The sequence below is a fragment of the Psychromonas aquatilis genome (assembly GCF_038155185.1).
Classification (GTDB): Bacteria; Pseudomonadota; Gammaproteobacteria; order Enterobacterales; family Psychromonadaceae; genus Psychromonas; species Psychromonas aquatilis.
Map to the genome: position 1 here is coordinate 1 of NZ_JBAKAZ010000003.1, position 18,580 is coordinate 18,580.

Below are 18,580 nucleotides of genomic sequence, written 5' to 3' on the forward strand. Positions count from 1 at the left end.
TAAGTCATTTTTTCTGCGCAAAATTTAGATCACTTATTTAATATAATTGGTATAAAGACGCTAAATAATCTTTTGGCAGGTAAAAAAAAACTCCTCGTATTGAGGAGTTTTTATATTAGTCAGTTAATGTATATATTAACGTTCTACAGGAACTTCACGAGTTTCTTCGATGTTGATTTCGATACGACGATTCATTTCGTTCGCTTCAGCTGTGTTAGCTGTATCTAGTAAATCTTCTTCACCGTGACCAACAGCAGTGATACGTGATGCATCAATACCGTATTCAGAAACTAGTAGATCAGCTACAGCATCTGCACGTTCTTGAGATAGTTTTTTGTTGTAAGCGGCTGCGCCTACAGCTGAACTGTGACCATCAACAGTGATGTTTACTTGTGGGTATGTTTTTAGGAACTCAGCAGTTTTTGCAACTTCACTGTAGTACTCTGGTTTAACTACTGATTTGTTGTTATCGAAGTTAACTAATAAACGAGTAGATAGAGTCTCTTCTTCGAAGATAGTACAACCAACTGCGTCTACTTTATCAGACATAGGTGTGTTTGCACATTCATCAGTACCGTTTACAACACCATCTTGGTCAGTATCTACTGGAGCAGCATATACAACAACTGGCTCAACTGGTGCTTCGTTTTTGCTGAAGTAGTAGATTAAACCGATTTGTGCGATTGCATCAGTGTATTTCTCGTCGAACTGGTAGTTACCTTTAACTTCACCGTATGCAGCAAAACGATCAGTAAAGTATTGACGGTAACCCAAACCAACGTTTAATGCAGCTTCTGTATCAGCATCAAAGTCTAAAGCACTCATACCACCTAATACATAGAAGCTTTCTTCGTTAGGGAAGTATAGAGCGTCTAAGTTGTATTTGTTAATGCCTTGAACGTTAGGACCTGTTTCAACATCAGCTTCAAAACGAGTGTAAGAAAAACGTAATTCAACAGGTTTAGTAATACGGTAACCTAACTCAGCACCGTAACCACCAGCACCATCGAATTCGTCTCTAGAGTCATCACCATCTAGACGATCGTTATCTGCTTGTAAGTAAGAACCGTGGATACCGCCATATGCATTACCAACTAATGTTTCACCAGAAGTTTGCTCAGCTTGAGCAGGAAGCATTTGACCAAGTAATACTGCGCTAACAATAAGTGGGGCTTTATGTTTCATCATTTTTGTATTCCATTATATTAATAAGTTGGATGATAAACGTACGACTACAGTGCAATTAGATCACAAAAGTACTTCACAACCAAAGCAAAAAAATATCATTTTTATGATAATTTCAACAATTTTATGCGATAAAAATATGTAAATTTATCTATCTTATATGCTCATAAAAAAAGATTAAACTCTAATATCTTGAATTTATTGAACATTATATATGCAAATCAAAGAACATAAATATAAATACACTGTTTGATAACATCTTTAAATTATCATTTTTTAAGCGTAATTATTTTAATGCATTGATCAACATCACACATTCTATCTTGTTATGATTATAATATATATACAAAAAACACTCTATTTACGAATTCATCATCACATAATCTCTTTTTGACATTTTTTAATTAATATAAAGAAACGAGAATTAATTTTGAGATAATGGAATTAGTTCATTACCTCAAGCAATACATTTGAGTTGTATTGACTTATAAAGTTCAATAATTTCTGCTTATTATTTAGATTAAATATTGATGCCTACAATAGAACAGAGATACCCCCATATAAAAAACAGTAAATAACTGATTTATATAAAAATAAGATTTAAATTATAGCAGTATCTTTATTTTTGAATGGTAATACCGTGAATTAGTTATTAATTTAAACCCACATTACTAAACCACTTCTACTACATATAGGCACTACCACCTTTAGCCTAAAATATAGACTTTGCGCTGCCTATTTTTCATTGATCGCTTTCATTACTTAATAGTAAAAGTCATTAGGTATTCCTATCCCACCTAATATATTCAATGAACAATAGAAACGTCATTCAAAGTAACTACTTTACTGCTCTTTGGCGGTGCAATCGCGCACCAAATGGGTAATTTTTTAAAATCCAACTTTTAGTAATTTCATTTAAAAACAATAAATCATTGTTTTAAATGGAATTTAAACTCTTCGTCACTATGGCACAATCGTTGCAGAAAAATACCAACAAGTTCCAATCGTTTCAAAAATAGATGGAGATCTAAAATGAAGTTTTTAAAAATGTTATCAAGCATAGTGTTATCTACAACCTTGCTTTTCACAGCCCAAGCTGTACAAGCTGATAAATTAACTGACATTAAAGAATCAAAAGTATTAAAAGTTGCTGTTCCTCAAGACTTCCCTCCTTTTGGTTCTGTTGGAACAGATTTACAACCGCAAGGCTACGATATTGATATGGCTAAATATTTAGCTAAACAATTAAATGTTGAGTTAAAACTTGTTCCGGTAACGAGTGCCAATCGAATCCCTTACTTACAAACAGGTAAAGTCGATCTTGTTATCTCTAGTATGGGTAAAAACCCTGCACGTGAAAAAGTGGTTGATTTCAGTGATGCATATGCACCTTTCTTCTTAGGTGTTTTTGGAACAAAGTCTGAACCAGTAAGCAATGCACAAGAATTAGCAGACAAAACCGTCGGTGTTACCCGAGGCTCAGTTGAAGATTTAGAGTTAAGTAAACTTGTGCCGAAAAGCACAACGATTAAACGCTTTGAAGATAACAACAGTACTTTATCTGCTTTTTTATCTGGTCAAGTTAGCCTGATTGCAACAGGTAATCTAGTAATAACCGAGATTGCAACACGCTACCCGGATAAAGCACCAGAAACGAAATTCTTACTGCATAATTCACCATGTTACGTTGGGGTAATGAAAGGCGAAACAGAGTTAGTTGCTGAAATTAACCGTTTAATTAAATCTGCTAAACAAGATGGTGTATTAGAAGCGCTATCTCAAAAGTGGTTAAAAGCCCCTTTCCCTGCAGACCTTTAATACAGGCTTTATGCGACTATGAGCTATCAACTTGATTTCACCAACTTAATTCCTTACTTGCCGCAATTCGCGGCAGGGTTGTGGACAACAGTAGAGCTAACACTCATATCAACTTTTGGTGGGCTGTTACTTGGCACTTTATGTGCGCAAGGAAGAATCAGCCAAGAAGCTTGGTTAAGAACATGTTGCTCTTGCTATGTAGAAGTCATAAGAAATACGCCTTTTATTGTGCAGCTATTTTTTATCTTTTTTGGTTTACCCGCATTGGGTTTTAAACTGTCTGCATGGCAAGCAGGAACGATCGCTATGATCATTAATTTAGGTGCTTATAGTACAGAAATTATCAGAGCGGGAATTGATGCAGCACCTAAAGGACAATGGGAAGCAGGACAAACTTTAGGCTTAACACGCCGCCAAGTGTTTTGGCATATCATTTTACCGCCAGCATATCAGCGTGTTTATCCAGCTATCGTGAGTCAATGCATTATTGTTATGTTGGGATCTGCCGTGGTATCTCAGATATCAGTAGAAGAATTAACTTTTTCGGCAAACTTTATTCAATCACGCACTTTTTTAAGTTTTGAGTCTTACATGATTGCCGCACTCGTTTACCTATTGCTAGCCATATTGATGCGACAAACCTTCGCCTTAATCAAGCGCATTACTTTTAAAAACCCATCTTTGTAGGAGAGTATTGAATGGTACAGTTTACGGATTGGGATATTTTAAAAAATTTACTGCTTGCAGCGCGATGGACTATCTTATTATCTTTATTAGCTTTTGTTGGCGGTGGCGTATTTGGTTTACTGCTCACACTATTACGAAGTATGCGCAATAAGCTAATCACTTACCTTATTCAAGGTTATGTTGAAATTTTCCAAGGTATCCCGCTATTAATGCAACTATTCTTAACCTTTTTTGGGTTATCGTTAATCGGAATAGAAGTTGACGCTTGGACAGCTGCGGTCATTTCATTAACATTATTTAGTAGTGCTTTTTTTCATGATATTTGGCGAGGCTGTATCGAAGCGCTACCCAAAGGCCAGTGGGAAGCATGTAAAACCTTAGGGCTAAGCTACTTACAAACCATGCGTCACGTTATCGTGCCACAAGCAATGCGTATGTCGATTGCACCTACTGTTGGCTTTTCTGTACAAATTGTCAAAGGGACTGCCCTTGCCTCTGTAATTGGCTTTGTAGAATTAACAAAAGCAGGTTCAATGATAAATAACGCGGTGTTCCAACCATTTAAGGTTTTTGTGTTTGTCGCTATTTTATATTTTATTATTTGCTTTCCACTTTCAGTTTTAGCTCGTCATCTGGAGAAAAAAAATCATGTCGCTCGTTAGTTTAGATCAGGTACATAAATATTATGGAGATAATCATGTACTTAAAGGGGTCGACCTTAAAGTTGAAGCCGGTGAAGTTGTCTCAATTATTGGCCGAAGCGGCTCAGGTAAAAGTACCCTATTACGTTGTATGAATGGGTTAGAAGAATATCAACAAGGTGGCATTATTGTTGATAACCAAGCTGTTGAAAATGATGAATTTAAATTACGTTTATTGAGTCGTAGTGTCGGTATGGTCTTTCAGAGCTTTAATCTTTTTCCACACATGACAGTTGGCGAAAATGTAATGTTAGCCACTAAGCTTGTACTCAAAAAAAATAAAGCTGAGAATAAAAAATTAGCTGAAGCGTTATTAGAAAAAGTAGGCTTATCAGATAAATTTGACGCTTACCCAGGTAACTTATCTGGCGGACAGCAACAACGTGTAGCGATTGCACGCTCTCTTGCTATGTCACCGAAGGTACTGCTTTGTGATGAAATTACCTCTGCTTTAGATCCAGAGCTAGTAGGAGAAGTACTTAAAGTATTAGAACAGTTAAAAGCTGAGGGAATGACATTAATTCTAGTAACACATGAAATGAACTTTGCCAGAGATGTTGGCGATCGTGTTATTTTTATGAATCAAGGTAAAGTATGGGAAACAGGGCCAAGTGAGGAAGTTTTTTCCAACCCACAAACAGAAGAGCTACAAAGCTTTCTAGCCGCTGTAAGATAGCCATAAATATCATTAAATTTTTAACAAGGGAAACAGATGACAAATAACAGCAGCTCATTAATTGAACGCATTCACCGCCATTATGTAGACTTAACAAGTAATAGCAGACGTTTAGCTGATTATTTACTGCTAAACCCAGAAAAAGTGCTGATTATGTCTACCAATGAAATTGCTGAAGTCTGCTCTGTATCAAAAACAAGTGTCAGTCGATTCATTCGTCGTTTAGGTTATACCGACCACCAATCATTACGAAATGAGTTATTAGAAGTGCGTAAAAGTGGCGAGCCAATGCTTACCACAACAAATGAAAACTGTGATTTTCAAAAAGAAATACAAGCTTTAGAGCGTTTACGTAAACAACTTAACAAAAGTAAATTAAAGCCAATCATTCAAAGCCTTGCAAAGGCTCCATCAATTAAAGTTATTGGCTACCGTAACAGTTACCCTTTAGCCTTACATTTTCGACAGCAGCTAATGCAATGTCGAGGTAATGTCGATTTATTACCTTTACCAGGTCAAACCATCGGTGAAGATCTCGCTTCGATTAAAGAAGAAGATTTTGTGGTGATTATCGGTATCCGTCGTCGAGTCAGTCAATTTTCAAAAATATTAAACCAATTACAAGGTAACAATATTTTATTAATAACTGATCAATCTGGCCAAAAATATGCTTCGAAAGCGTGTCATTTATTAGTGTGTCATATGAATAACGACACTCCTTTGGATAGTTATGCTGTGCCAATGAGTCTTATCTCTCATTTGGTCAATCGTACTTATCAAGTACTTAAAGGGGATGCCACTCAATTAAGTAGTAAAATAAGCTCACATTACTCAAAATTAAATGAGCTAGAGTAATCAAGCTGTGATAATTAATAACCATAGAAAATTAAATTTTAAAACAAGCTAGTTAGGGACAACATAAAAATGATAAATAAACTTAAAAAAGAATGGTTTTTAGTCGGGATGGTGGTAGCCATTGTATTAGCCATTTTCACTGCTGATTTTGGTAAAAGCGGCGGTGTTATTCATCTTGATAAATTAACAGGAATTGGAGTTGCAATTGTCTTCTTCTTGCATGGTCTGGGGCTATCTCCAAGTGCTATCAAAGCAGGACTAAGTAATTGGCGAATGCACATCTATATTCAATTAGCGACCTTCCTTGCGTACCCATTACTTTGGGTTATTTTTGGTAGTACCTTCTTAGCATATATGCCCGCTGCATTAGCCTTTGGTTTTTGTTATTTATTTGTTTTACCAAGTACTATTTCATCTTCAGTGGCGATGACAAGTGTTGGTAAAGGTAATGTACCGGGAGCAATTTTTAATGCTTCTTTATCAAGTATTTTAGGTATTTTTATTACCCCAATGTTAATTCAATCTTTTATGGGATTTGAAGGTGTTGAATTAGATTTAATGGCTTCGATCATCTCTATTTCAAAACTTTTATTATTACCAATGATCTTAGGTCAATTAGCACGTCCATTCTTACTAGAGTTTGCACAAAAACATAAATCAGTTGTTAGTAAAGTTGATAAATACGTTATTTTATTAATTGTTTACAACGCTTTCTGTAACTCAGTTGTAAATGGTATTTGGAGTACTTTCTCAATACAAATGTTACTTGTTTCAATCCTTATTTGTATTGTTGTGTTATTGGTTATGGTGCATTCAATTCAATGGGGTGCCCGCCGTAGTAATTTCGAGTTAGCCGATGAAGTCGCTGCTGTATTTTGTGGTACTAAAAAAACCCTTGCTGCAGGTATTCCAATGGCAACCGCTATCTTTGGCGGTAACCCAGAATTAGCTTCTAATCTAGGCATGATTTTATTACCGATTATGTTGTATCACCCAATTCAGATTTTCTATTGTGCAATATTAGCAAACAAATACGCAGCACAAAGCGAACAAGCTTCTTCTCACTAAGTTCTAGGAAGTTAAAATGAATAATAAAATAGCTAAAGACGCTCGTGTATATTGCCAACAAGGCCCACAAGCACTATCTGCAACTGCCAATGGTGAGCTAGATAATCTATCATTTGTTTTTAAAGATTTATTTGATGTAGAAGGTTATGTAACAGGCGCTGGTAATCCAGCTTGGCTAACGAGTCACTCAAAAGCATCAAAAACATCTCCACTGATTGAAACGTTATTAGCTAATGGCGCGGAATGTGTCGGTAGAGTACAAACAGATGAGTTAGCATATAGCCTTAATGGGCAAAATATCCATTATGGTACGCCTATCAATCCTATTGCCCCAGATTGTTTACCCGGTGGCTCGTCAAGTGGTAGTGCCGTCGCAGTGGCAACTGGTGATGCGGACTTTTCAATAGGCACAGATACAGGTGGCTCAGTACGTGTACCTGCAAGTTACTGTGGTTTATATGGCTTACGCCCTACACTTGGCAAGCTTAATTTAGAACATGCTTTTCAGTTATCTGAAAGCTTTGATACTGCCGGTATTTTTAGTCGAGACTTATCTTTATTATCGAAGGTGTTTAAAGTCTTAGCAGATAATAAAGAAACGGGTGAAGCAGTAACTAAGCTTTATTTAGATAATACCTTAGCAACACAAATAAGCGCTGAACGTTTACAAAGACTAAAAGCAGCTTGTAAACAAGCCAATATCACGCTTGTCGGGTGTGATGTTTTAGGTAAAACTGAACATACCTTAGATTCATTAAGCTTATTATTTCGTACCATACAAGGCTACGATATTATCCAAGGCCATGACCAATGGTTAAAGGAGTATTTAGATTCACTGGATCCTTCAATCATGTTACGAGTTGATTGGGCTCGAGAAATCACCAGTCAGCAGTATCTCGATGCCAAACAACAACAAGCCAAGTTCACTCAGCAACTCATTGACCTATTCAATGATATGCAAGGCTTATGGATATTGCCGACGACCCCTTCTGGCCCACCTTCTTTAACCTTACAAGGTGAAGCTCTTGCTAATTACCGCTCTCAATTAATGGGTTTAACCAGCATTGCAGGATTAGCAGGTTTTCCACAACTGCATCTACCTATCGATAATCTGGCTGAAGGCCCTTGTGGTTTTTCATTAATGGGCGTTGCAGATAGCGAATTAGACCTTTTCGCGACGGCATTTAACCTATTACAAGGAGATAAACTTTAATGACTTATCAAACTTCTTTTACAGCCCCTCATTATAAAGCGGCGCAAGCCGGACAAGCGATATTAGATGCTGGCGGTACCGCAAGTGAAGCGATGGTAGCGGCAGCTGCAATGATTTCAGTCCAATACCCGCACATGAATAGTATTGGTGGTGATGGTTTTTGGGTTATCAGCAAAGCAGGAGAGTCTCCTATTGCCATTGATGCCTGTGGCGCATCAGCCCTTTCTATTGATGTTGATACATATCGCCAAGCGTCAGATGAATTACCAGAAAGTGGTGGCAAAGCAGCAATAACAATGGCGGGTACTATTTCAGGGTGGCAGCAAGCCCTACAACTGAATGCAAGTGGCTTGCCTTTATTAGAGCTTTTACAGCCAGCAATTGAAGCGGCAGAACAAGGTATTGAAGTCACCGATAGCTTAGTCGATGCGAGTGAAAAAACATTTTCTCGATTAAAAGAATTGGCTAACTTTGCTGAGCTTTATTTAAAACAAGGTAAAACATTACAAGTAGGCGATCAAGTCACCAACCCAGCCTTAGCCAACACATTTAAACAGTTAGCAAAGGCAGGGTTAGACGACTTTTATCGAGGTGAATTAGCAGAGAAAATGGCTGAAGAGTTAGCATTAGTGGGTAGCCCAATTACTTTAAATGATTTCCACCAGCATCAAGCAAAAGTAACCACGCCATTAACTGTGGAGATTTCTAAAGGGAAGCTATATAACTTAGATGCGCCAACGCAAGGCTTGGCTTCATTACTTATTCTTGCAATTTATGACAAGTTAGCTGATCAAGCGACAACTGAACTTGAGCACCTTCACCTGTTAGTTGAAGCCACTAAACAAGCCTTTATTATTCGCGACCAACAAATAACCGATCCGGACTGCTTACAACAGCCTTTACAAACATTTTTAGACCAAGATGTTATTAATAATTGTGCTGCTAATATCTCACTGGACAAAGCCTTACCTTGGCCACATATGGCAAAACCAGGCGATACCATTTGGATGGGAGCTTGTGATCAATACGGCACCATGGTTAGTTTTATCCAGAGTATCTATTGGGAGTTTGGTTCAGGTGTTGTATTGCCAAGCACAGGGATTACTTGGAATGTACGCGGTAAAAGTTTCACGCTTGATGAACAACACCATAATGTTTTAGCGCCTGGTAAAAAACCTTTCCATACGCTAAACCCAGCCTATGCAGAATTAAATGATGGACGCCGTTTGGTTTATGGAACGATGGGTGGAGAAGGACAACCGCAAACACAAGCTTGCTTATTTAGTCGTCACCTATACCAAGATATGAGTTTATCGAGTTCAGTAGCTAAACCACGTTGGTTACTCGGCCGAACTTGGGGAGATAGCACCAACAATTTACGTTTAGAAAATCAACTTTATAAACAACATGGCGCTGAACTAAAAGCGCTAGGTCACGATATTACAGCCGTTGCAGATAACAATGAATTAATGGGGCACGCTGGTGCCATTATGCTCAATACTGATGGAAAAACGCTGGCAACAAGCGATCCTCGTAGTGACGGGCAAAGTATAACTGGAGAAAAATAATGACAACAAAATCCTTATTCGAAACACTTAACCCACCAGTTCGTTTATTGATGGGACCAGGTCCAATCAATGCTTACCCTAGGGTCCATCAAGCAATTTCAGGTGCATTAATTGGACAATATGATCCAGTGATGACGGGTTATATGAATCAAGTACAATCACTATATCGTGATCTTCTTGAAACAGATAACCAACAAACCATGCTAGTCGATGGTACCGCACGTGCAGGTATTGAAGCTGTTTTAGTCTCTGTTTTACAGCCTGGTGATAAAGTACTTATTCCTGTAATGGGACGTTTTGGCCATCTACTTTGTGAAATAGCACAACGCGTTGGTGCCGTAGTCAGAACCATCGATATTGAATGGGGAGAAGTTTGCCCTCCAGAACTTGTTGAACAAGCCATTAAAGAGTTCAAACCTAAAATGTTGGCGACTGTTCAAGGTGATACTTCAACAACAATGAACCAGCCACTGGCTGAACTTGGTGAGATTTGTGACCGTCATGATGTACTGTTCTATTGTGATGCAACCGCTTCTATCGCCGGAAATGATTTAAAAGTTGATGAGTGGAAGTTAGATGCTGTTTCGGCTGGCTTACAAAAATGTCTTGGTGGCCCTTCTGGTAGCGCACCAATGACCTTAAGCGACAAATGTGCGGAAGTGATTAACAAACGTAAGCATATTGAAGCGGGCATCAAAGCAGATCACCATACTTCAGGTAGTGAAGCCGCAATTAACTCTAATTACTTTGACCTTGCAATGATCATGGACTACTGGGGACCTGAGCGCCTTAATCACCATACAGAAGCAACAAGTATGTTATATGCAGCTCGTGAGTGTGCACGTATCTTCCTAGAAGAAGGCAGTACTAACGTAGTGGCTCGCCATAAACAAGCTGGTGATGCGATGGCGGCTGGTTTACAAGCAATGGGCTTAACACTATTTGGTAACCAAGCTTACAAAATGAATAATGTAGTCGGTGTTTATATTCCTGATGGCGTTAACGGTGAACAAATTCGAGAAGAGTTATTACTGGCTTTTGGTATCGAAATAGGCACGTCATTCGGCCCATTACACGGAAAAATCTGGCGTATTGGCACAATGGGCTTCAATGCACGACAAGACTGTGTATTAACAACCTTAGCTGCATTGGAATCGATACTATTAAAATACAAAGCAAACATATCTCCAGGTCAAGCTGTGACGACTGCAATGAAGTTTTACAGCATCTAAATTAGGGTGATAGGAGAATTTATGCAAATTAACACTGATGCCAAACAAGGCGCGGCAAAAATAATGCAACAGGCCGATCAACTCGGTACTTTTAGTGCAATGGAAAATGGGTTATTACGCGCCTATTTAACGCCTGAGCACAAGGCTGCACACCAACAAATTGATCAATGGATGCAACTCGCTAACTTAGAAACATGGGAGGATAGCGTAGGTAACCAATGGGGCCGAAAAGTTGCTAAAAACCCAACCATGCCTACGCTTTTGATTGGTTCACACAGTGACACGGTAGCCAATGCAGGTAAATATGATGGTAACTTAGGGGTATTGCTGGCCATTGAAGCGATGCTACAACTAAGTGATGTGGAACTGCCCTTCCATGTTGATATAGTTGCTTTCGCTGATGAAGAAGGTACTCGTTTTAATACCACTCTCATTGGCTCAAGTGCTGTTGCAGGCGGCTTTCAAGAAGAATGGTTAGCGGTAACCGATAGCGATGGCATTAGTATGGCGCAAGCCATGACACATTTTGGACTCGATCCTGCTTTAGCAGGTAAAGATCAACGCCTAGCCGATGATATTTTATCTTACCTAGAAGTACACATCGAACAGGGCCCTGTATTAGAAGATCTAGATTTACCTGTTGGAGTAGTAACCGGTATTGCAGGTGCAAAGCGTTATCAATTTAAACTCAAAGGAATGGCTGGCCATGCTGGAACCGTTCCTTCGAATTTACGTCGAGACGCAATGTGTGGTACAGCTGAGATGGTTTCAGCGATTGAACAATTTGCAATTGATAATGAAATCGTTGCGACCGTAGGCCGTTGCGACGTATTTCCCGCTGCAGTCAATGTTATTGCAGGAGAAGTACATTTTACCATTGATATTCGTAGTCAGTGCCAATCAACGTTAGAACGTTGTTGTGAAACTTTGTTACAAATGCTGTCGGATATTGCCACTAAACGTCAACTAACGTTAACACATGAAAAGCTCTATCAAGCAGAAGCCGTATTATGTGATGATGATTTACAAAAGAAATGGGGTGAAGTTGTTGAACAACATACACAAAAACCGCCTCGTTTCCTTTCTAGTGGCGCAGGCCATGACGCAATGGTGATGACAAATATTACCGACATAGGTATGTTATTTGTACGCTGTGAAAAAGGCATCAGCCATAATCCCAGAGAGCAAGTGATAGAGTCAGACGTAGCAGTTGCCCTAAATTGCTTAGTTGATATGATTAAAAAATTAACTGACTAACAGTTAGCAGCGTTAATGCTTTAATACCCAAACAACAAAAAAGGCGCTTGATGCGCCTTTTTTATTATGTTTTATCTGCTTAAAATAAGCTTAAAGCAGATAAAATTACAATGAGTAAGGATGGTTATCTATCCAATGTTGTGCAATTTCATCGCGTCGAGCTATCCATACATGATCATGTGATTGCACATAATCTAAGAACTTTTTCAACGCCATAAAGCGGCTCGGCTTACCAATCACACGGCAATGTAAACCAATCGACATCATTTTAGGTTTATCGTCACCTTCTGCATATAAGCAATCAAAACTATCTTTTAAATACTGGAAGAACTCCTCTCCGTGACTAAAGCCATAAGGAGATGAAAAGCGCATATCATTATTATCTAAAGTATAAGGAATAACTAAATGCGGACGTGTTTTACCCGGCTCTGTACTTTTTACTTGCGTCCAAAAAGGTAAATCATCCCCATAATAATCAGAGTCATAAACCAACCCTTTTTGCTCTGCAACTAAGCCACGAGTATTAGGAGAATCTCGTCCAGTATACCAACCTAACGGGCGTTTACCGGTTAAGTCTTCAATGATATCCAATGCTTGGATCATATCTGCGCGTTCTTCAGCAATAGGTGTATGTTGATAATGTAACCATTTTAATCCATGACAAGCTATCTCATGTCCGTCTTCAATAATCGCTTTAGTCACTTCAGGATTACGCTGTAAAGCAGTTGCAACACCAAATATTGTTAATGGTAATTGACGTTTTTTAAATTCATTTAAAATGCGCCACACACCTGTTCTTGAGCCATATTCATATAATGACTCCATACTCATATGGCGTTCTGGATAAGCTTCTGCACCAGCTATTTCCGATAAAAAGGTTTCCGAATGAGGGTCTCCATGTAATACACAATTCTCCCCCCCTTCTTCATAATTAAGCACAAATTGCACTGCAATTTTAGCTTTATTAGGCCAATTTGCATCAGGTACATTATCTCTTCCGTAACCAATATAATCGCGTGGATTATCTATACTCATTATTCACTTTCCTTAGTTAATTTTTTATTTGATTTAAACTGCACTAATTAGCATTTTACTAACTTAACTATTTCAACAACGTTTATTTTTTCAAGGTTGTCGAACAATTATCCCAATGCTGATAGCGTCCATGGAATGCTTTTGTTAACGGTGCACCATATTGGCCAATTTTACAGGTTTTTAAACCAAGCTGATGTAATGACTCTGCTAGTTTAACGGCTGCAGCGACACCATCGATAACAGAAACTTGGAGATCTTCTGATAAACGAGCAACTAAATCAGACATACCTGCACAGCCTAATACAATCGCTTCAGCTCCATCAGATTGAATCGACTTTTCACATTCTAACTTTAACTCAAGATATATATCATCATTCGTTTCTTCAAGGTCTAATACCGCAATATCTGTAGCACGCACTCCACTACATAGATGTTGGTAACCATAGCGATGCAGTAAGTGCTCACTAGCAGGAAGGGTGCGGGTCATGGTTGTTACAATCCCAAATCGATAGGAGATTAAACTAGCCAATTGAAACGCAGCACCAGCAATACCAATAACAGGAACAGTGGCAATTTCACGTGCAGCATCTAAAGCAGGATCGCCGAAACAGGCAATAATATGAGCATCAACTTGTGCTGCTTCCCCAGCTTGAATAACATCTAACAAAGCAGCTGAAGCAATGGCTTCATCAAAGGCACTTTCTATACTTTCAGGACCATCAGATGGTGAAGAAGCAATGATATCGGTTGTTGTTAATGCCACTGCTCTTGCTGATTCTGCAATCTTTTCTGTCATACCAGTACAAGTATTTGGGTTAATTAAATTTATTTTCATTTCTCATCCATAGTAGAAAAAAGGTGTTTAAAATTAATTTTATGATCATCACTTGTAGCCAATTTTAAAGAAGACTTGATATGCACCAAATGGTGTTTCATCCACTTTTGAGCAGTATCATGATCGCCTTTATCTAAAATATCGATAAACGCATCATGATCCCCACAATCACAGCTCACACTATGACGAGAACCAAAGACAGCAATAATCAAAGAAGAGCGGTAACATAGCTGCTCAATAAACTCAGCCATCACCGAGTTTCCAGATAACTGTGCTAGCTCATAATGAAATTGTGCTGTTAGTTGAATTAAAGCCGATTGGTCTTCTTCTTGTTCAGCTTTTTTCTCTGCTGCAACCATTTTTCGAAAGTGATTGGAGTGACTTGTTGACCATACTTTTAATATATCGGGAATAAGTATTGGCTCTAACATGATACGACTATCTAGTACTTCTTTAGCCTCTTTTTCAGTCGGTCGGTTAACTTGTGCACCTTTATTAGGCGCAATAGTAACTATTCGTTCTAAGGCTAAACGTTGTAATACTTTTCGAATACTAGTACGACTTTTACCAAAAGCTTCAGATAACTTATCTTCAGGTAATCTTGCTCCTGGAGGCAATTGACGCTCTACAATCGATTTTAATATTTTTTTGTAAATAGCTTCGTCACTCAAGTTATTACTCACCTTTATTCCCTTCCTTTTTATTGTATACAATAAAAACCAAGGTAATGTATACAACTTTATTTTCTAATATAAAATTAGTTTAACCTTCAATAACCACAAATCAAGCTCGCTGGCGCACCAAATTGATCTCATTTGCTTAAAAATAGTGCAAAAATGCATATTTAAACCTAAAGAGCATTTAAATTTCTGTATACAAGCCTAGTGTTTATGGGATTTTATAAAATTGGCACATTAACTGCTACAAAACATTGTATACAATTTTAATAGTAGAGGTTAGTTATGTCAGATGAATTATTAGTGAGCCCACGCCTGAGTAATGAAGATTTATTACCAGAGAAAGAACAAAAATGGGGATGGTATAGTATTTTTGCTTTCTGGATGTCAGATGTACATAGCGTTGGTGGTTATGTTTTTGCAGCCAGCTTATTTGCATTAGGATTAAATGGAATTCAAGTTTTTATTAGTTTATTAGCGGGTATTTCTATTGTTTTATTATTTGCTAACTTAATGGGGAAACCTGGACAAAAAAGTGGTGCCCCTTTCCCTATTATTGCTCGTATGTCATTTGGTGTATTTGGTGCCAATATTCCTGCGGTAATTCGAGGACTGATTGCTGTCGTTTGGTATGGTATTCAAACTTACCTCGCTTCCAGTGCTTTTATTATTCTAATACTTTATTTTTTCCCTAGTGCAGCTAGTTTAGCCGACTCTGAATTTTTAGGTTTATCTTATTTAGGATGGATAGGATTTTCATCAATGTGGATTTTGCAAGCCGTTATCTTTATGTTTGGCATGAATATGATCCGTAAAGTTATCGACTGGTCAGGTCCTGCAATCTATCTGGCTATGTTTGCTCTTTGTATCTATCTGGTCAGCCTTGCTGGTTGGGAAAATATTAGCTTTAATTTAAGCTCTGAAAAATTGGTTGGTTGGGATGCAATTATACAAATGATCATCGCCACCTCATTAGTTGCCGGTTATTTTGCGGGCCCAACACTTAACTTTAGTGACTTCTCTCGTTATTGTGTTAGCTATAAAGAGTTAAAAGTTGGGAATTTATTAGGGTTGCCAGTTAACTTTATTATCTTCTCATTATTTAGTGTATTGATTGTTTCTGCTTCAATTCCTGTTTTTGGTGAAATGATAACGGATCCTGTTGAAACAGTTAAACGTCTAGACTCAGGGATGATTACTATTTTAGGTGCATTAACATTCATTTTTGCAACGGTTGGTATTAATATTGTGGCGAACTTTGTTGCTCCTGCCTTTGATTTCTCAAATGTAGCACCACAAAAAATAAGCTTTAAGGCTGGTGGTTTTATTGCCGCTATCGGATCGATTCTGTTAACGCCATGGAACCTATTTAATAACCCTGAAGTAATTCATTACACGGTAGATGTATTAGCAGCTATGATTGGTCCACTTTACGGTATTATTATTGTCGATTATTACTTTATCAAAAAAGGCAATATTGACATTGACTCGCTCTACACAGAGTCTCCTAAAGGGATTTACTGGTATGAAAATGGTATTAATATGAATAGTGTTTATGCGCTATTAATATCGGGATTATTTGCTATTTTTGCCACTTTCTTTGTTGATGGTTTAGCAAACTACGCTATCTTTATTGGTGGTTTCACTGCAGCGATTGTATATCGAGTGTTAATGAAGAAAGAGCGTCAAGAAACGATTAAGCAACAAGCTATATTAGCATCGCAGTCTTAAGTTATTGAATATAAATAAATCACAATAATACAATCAAACTATTCATCTGAATATAAAAAGCGAAGTGATAACACAATATCTACTTCGCTTTTTTATTGCCGCTAATTAAGAAACGACTCAAGTCGTCGAGACCTTCGCAATTACACTCATTTATCTAAAATGACACTTAAAACAAAACGCTATTAAAGTAACTTTTTAATGTTGATTTACGCCCCTGAAAGTAACCAAGTACCCCTCTTTTCTTGCTCATTTAAAGTGCAGCGACTGCACCAAACATGAATAAAAATGGGCAATTAATATTATTAGTAACCTGTTACTTGTCAATAACCTTATGTTTTATATTGAGTTTAAGCCCCAACTAATGTTTGGCACGATCGTTGCAAAATATAATAAATCAGCCCCAATCGTTTCATAAGTGAATAAGGAAGTACAACATGAGTGAGGAATCTGAGTTAATTTATAAACTCGATGATAACCCATCAGGAAAGGAATCATTTTTTGCTGCTCTACAGCATGTATTAGCAAGTTTCATCGGCATCATTACGCCTACACTGATTATTGGTGGCGTATTAGGATTAGGCGATGAGATTCCTTATTTAGTATCAATGGCGCTGATGGTTTCTGGTGTCGGTACAATTATTCAAGCAAAAAGACCAATGGGTGTCGGTGCGGGCATGATTTGTGTACAAGGTACTAGTTTTGCATTTTTAAGTTCAGTACTAGCTGCTGGGTTTATCGCTAAATCAAAAGGTGGCGGCCCTGATGAAATACTGTCTCTTATTTTTAGTGTATGTGCTTTAGGTGCATTCGTAGAAATTTTTGTTAGTCAATTCCTAGAGAAATTAAAACGTGTTGTAACGCCTGTAGTAACTGGAACGGTTATTACTATTATTGGTATCAGCTTAATTAAAGTGGGCTTCACTGATTTAGCCGGTGGGCAATGGCTATTAACTAATAAGCCGGAGCTTTTTGCTAGTCCTAGTAATCTGTTTCTAGGCATATTAGTGATGGTTGCAATTATTATCGCGCACAAATACGGTAATCAATGGGTTCGTTTATCTTCTATTATTATCGGTATGATAGTAGGTATGATCGCCGCAGTAATGATGGGTAAAGTTAACTACAGTGCGATTGGCCAAGTAGAGTCTATTATCAGCTTACCGATGCCGTTTAAATATGGCTTATCCTTTGACCTTGCTGCCTTTATTCCTGTTGCACTTATTTACCTGATAACAGCAATTGAAACATCAGGTGATATCACGGCAAACTGTATTGTATCGAAACAGCCAATTACCGGTAACTCTTATATAAAACGCATTAAACAAGGTATTTTAGGCGATGGTGTGAATTCACTGCTTGCCGGTGTATTCAATACTTTTCCAAATACAACCTTTAGTCAAAACAACGGTGTTATTCAATTAACAGGTATTGCAAGCCGCTTTATCGGTGTATGGATTGGTGGCATCTTAATCGTAATGGGATTATTTCCACATATCGGCGCGCTATTCCGAGCAGTACCAAGCTCAGTATTAGGTGGTGCAACTATTATTATGTTCGCAACTGTCGCAATAGCGGGCGTAAAAATACTGACACATGTTGAGCTAAACAGAAAGAACATGCTCACATTAGCGGTTTCATTTGGTATGGGCTTAGGTGTTTTACTTGTTCCAGAAGTAGTTAACACTATTTCTGCCAATATTGGTGGAGAACTAGGTGCGATTATTAAAAGTATCTTCGGCTCGCCAGTAACGGCAAGTGGATTAAGTGTTATTTTACTAACACTCTTTTTAGGTGAATACCCAGAGCAATACCATCCAATCATTCAAGATTTTCCGATGAATGATGAGTTACCAAAGAAAGCAAGAAGTTAACACTTAAGTAAATTACTGACAAAAAATGAAATAGTTAACAGTGAGTACTAAAGAGTTATCGTAATTTACGATAACTCTTTCATTTTTGTCTCGTAAAAGAGTCAATGCTAATTAGGAAACAGTACCTAAAGTGAACGATTTACATTATTATGGAAACACTAATTAAATTTA

The 18,580-nt window shown here is 37.8% G+C and carries 16 protein-coding genes; 12 read left to right on the plus strand and 4 right to left on the minus strand.

Annotated elements, in window-relative coordinates; all coding sequences use genetic code 11:
* Window positions 1-135: 135 nt before the first annotated feature.
* Window positions 136-1,188 (minus strand): OmpA family protein, encoded by a 1,053-nt coding sequence (locus tag V6256_RS00985; protein WP_341596117.1) that lies wholly within the window; start codon window positions 1,186-1,188, stop codon window positions 136-138.
* Window positions 1,189-2,217: 1,029 nt separating this feature from the next.
* Between V6256_RS00985 and V6256_RS00990 the strand changes: the two genes are divergently transcribed.
* From V6256_RS00990 to V6256_RS01035, 10 genes are all read left to right on the plus strand, one after another.
* Window positions 2,218-3,003 carry a transporter substrate-binding domain-containing protein gene (locus V6256_RS00990; RefSeq protein WP_341596118.1) on the plus strand — a complete coding sequence of 262 codons (786 nt, stop codon included), beginning with the start codon at window positions 2,218-2,220 and terminating at the stop codon, window positions 3,001-3,003.
* An 18-nt stretch (window positions 3,004-3,021) separates the two neighbouring features.
* A complete protein-coding gene (locus tag V6256_RS00995; RefSeq protein ID WP_341596119.1) occupies window positions 3,022-3,690 on the plus strand; it encodes an amino acid ABC transporter permease in 669 nt (222 codons plus the stop codon).
* An 11-nt stretch (window positions 3,691-3,701) separates the two neighbouring features.
* The gene (locus tag V6256_RS01000; RefSeq protein ID WP_341596120.1) at window positions 3,702-4,352 is read left to right on the plus strand and encodes an amino acid ABC transporter permease; all 651 of its coding nucleotides are present in this window, start codon (window positions 3,702-3,704) and stop codon (window positions 4,350-4,352) included.
* Complete coding sequence (locus tag V6256_RS01005) at window positions 4,339-5,067, plus strand: amino acid ABC transporter ATP-binding protein (RefSeq protein ID WP_341596121.1); 729 nt, start codon at window positions 4,339-4,341, stop codon at window positions 5,065-5,067. The genes V6256_RS01000 and V6256_RS01005 overlap by 14 nt, the downstream gene beginning before the upstream one ends.
* 36 nt (window positions 5,068-5,103) lie before the next feature.
* Complete coding sequence (locus V6256_RS01010) at window positions 5,104-5,922, plus strand: MurR/RpiR family transcriptional regulator (RefSeq protein ID WP_341596122.1); 819 nt, start codon at window positions 5,104-5,106, stop codon at window positions 5,920-5,922.
* Window positions 5,923-5,991: 69 nt separating this feature from the next.
* Complete coding sequence (locus tag V6256_RS01015; protein WP_341596123.1) at window positions 5,992-6,990, plus strand: bile acid:sodium symporter family protein; 999 nt, start codon at window positions 5,992-5,994, stop codon at window positions 6,988-6,990.
* 16 nt (window positions 6,991-7,006) lie between these two features.
* Window positions 7,007-8,203: an amidase gene (locus V6256_RS01020; protein WP_341596124.1), complete on the plus strand. Its 1,197-nt coding sequence runs from the start codon at window positions 7,007-7,009 to the stop codon at window positions 8,201-8,203.
* The gene (locus V6256_RS01025) at window positions 8,203-9,771 is read left to right on the plus strand and encodes a gamma-glutamyltransferase family protein (protein ID WP_341596125.1); all 1,569 of its coding nucleotides are present in this window, start codon (window positions 8,203-8,205) and stop codon (window positions 9,769-9,771) included. The genes V6256_RS01020 and V6256_RS01025 overlap by 1 nt, the downstream gene beginning before the upstream one ends.
* Window positions 9,771-11,003, plus strand: coding sequence for a pyridoxal-phosphate-dependent aminotransferase family protein (locus V6256_RS01030; protein WP_341596126.1), 1,233 nt, complete (start codon window positions 9,771-9,773; stop codon window positions 11,001-11,003). The genes V6256_RS01025 and V6256_RS01030 overlap by 1 nt, the downstream gene beginning before the upstream one ends.
* A 21-nt stretch (window positions 11,004-11,024) precedes the next feature.
* On the plus strand, window positions 11,025-12,260 hold the full coding sequence (locus V6256_RS01035; RefSeq protein ID WP_341596127.1) for an allantoate amidohydrolase: 1,236 nt from the start codon (window positions 11,025-11,027) through the stop codon (window positions 12,258-12,260).
* 105 nt (window positions 12,261-12,365) lie between these two features.
* Here the strand turns inward: V6256_RS01035 and puuE are convergent, their stop codons facing one another.
* The 3 genes from puuE to V6256_RS01050 form a co-directional block, all read right to left on the minus strand.
* Window positions 12,366-13,295 (minus strand): allantoinase PuuE, encoded by a 930-nt coding sequence (gene puuE, locus V6256_RS01040; protein WP_341596128.1) that lies wholly within the window; start codon window positions 13,293-13,295, stop codon window positions 12,366-12,368.
* Between the two features lie 82 nt (window positions 13,296-13,377).
* Window positions 13,378-14,130 (minus strand): aspartate/glutamate racemase family protein, encoded by a 753-nt coding sequence (locus V6256_RS01045; protein ID WP_341596129.1) that lies wholly within the window; start codon window positions 14,128-14,130, stop codon window positions 13,378-13,380.
* Entirely contained in the window at window positions 14,127-14,813 is a 687-nt protein-coding gene (locus tag V6256_RS01050; RefSeq protein WP_341596130.1) for a GntR family transcriptional regulator, read from the minus strand. Before V6256_RS01050 ends, V6256_RS01045 begins: the two co-directional genes overlap by 4 nt.
* 279 nt (window positions 14,814-15,092) lie before the next feature.
* Here V6256_RS01050 and V6256_RS01055 point away from each other — a divergent pair, with 279 nt between their 5' ends.
* Window positions 15,093-16,538: an NCS1 family nucleobase:cation symporter-1 gene (locus V6256_RS01055; RefSeq protein ID WP_341596131.1), complete on the plus strand. Its 1,446-nt coding sequence runs from the start codon at window positions 15,093-15,095 to the stop codon at window positions 16,536-16,538.
* Between the two features lie 434 nt (window positions 16,539-16,972).
* On the plus strand, window positions 16,973-18,409 hold the full coding sequence (locus tag V6256_RS01060) for a uracil-xanthine permease family protein (protein ID WP_341596132.1): 1,437 nt from the start codon (window positions 16,973-16,975) through the stop codon (window positions 18,407-18,409).
* Window positions 18,410-18,580: the final 171 nt, after the last annotated feature.

What these genes read in the sequence shown, in the direction of transcription:
- V6256_RS00985 (WP_341596117.1), bottom strand. Translation starts at nt 1,188, where the DNA reads ATGATGAAACATAAAGCCCCACTTATTGTTAGCGCAGTATTACTTGGT.
- V6256_RS00990 (WP_341596118.1), top strand. Translation starts at nt 2,218, where the DNA reads ATGAAGTTTTTAAAAATGTTATCAAGCATAGTGTTATCTACAACCTTG.
- V6256_RS00995 (WP_341596119.1), top strand. Translation starts at nt 3,022, where the DNA reads ATGAGCTATCAACTTGATTTCACCAACTTAATTCCTTACTTGCCGCAA.
- V6256_RS01000 (WP_341596120.1), top strand. Translation starts at nt 3,702, where the DNA reads ATGGTACAGTTTACGGATTGGGATATTTTAAAAAATTTACTGCTTGCA.
- V6256_RS01005 (WP_341596121.1), top strand. Translation starts at nt 4,339, where the DNA reads ATGTCGCTCGTTAGTTTAGATCAGGTACATAAATATTATGGAGATAAT.
- V6256_RS01010 (WP_341596122.1), top strand. Translation starts at nt 5,104, where the DNA reads ATGACAAATAACAGCAGCTCATTAATTGAACGCATTCACCGCCATTAT.
- V6256_RS01015 (WP_341596123.1), top strand. Translation starts at nt 5,992, where the DNA reads ATGATAAATAAACTTAAAAAAGAATGGTTTTTAGTCGGGATGGTGGTA.
- V6256_RS01020 (WP_341596124.1), top strand. Translation starts at nt 7,007, where the DNA reads ATGAATAATAAAATAGCTAAAGACGCTCGTGTATATTGCCAACAAGGC.
- V6256_RS01025 (WP_341596125.1), top strand. Translation starts at nt 8,203, where the DNA reads ATGACTTATCAAACTTCTTTTACAGCCCCTCATTATAAAGCGGCGCAA.
- V6256_RS01030 (WP_341596126.1), top strand. Translation starts at nt 9,771, where the DNA reads ATGACAACAAAATCCTTATTCGAAACACTTAACCCACCAGTTCGTTTA.
- V6256_RS01035 (WP_341596127.1), top strand. Translation starts at nt 11,025, where the DNA reads ATGCAAATTAACACTGATGCCAAACAAGGCGCGGCAAAAATAATGCAA.
- puuE (WP_341596128.1), bottom strand. Translation starts at nt 13,295, where the DNA reads ATGAGTATAGATAATCCACGCGATTATATTGGTTACGGAAGAGATAAT.
- V6256_RS01045 (WP_341596129.1), bottom strand. Translation starts at nt 14,130, where the DNA reads ATGAAAATAAATTTAATTAACCCAAATACTTGTACTGGTATGACAGAA.
- V6256_RS01055 (WP_341596131.1), top strand. Translation starts at nt 15,093, where the DNA reads ATGTCAGATGAATTATTAGTGAGCCCACGCCTGAGTAATGAAGATTTA.
- V6256_RS01060 (WP_341596132.1), top strand. Translation starts at nt 16,973, where the DNA reads ATGAGTGAGGAATCTGAGTTAATTTATAAACTCGATGATAACCCATCA.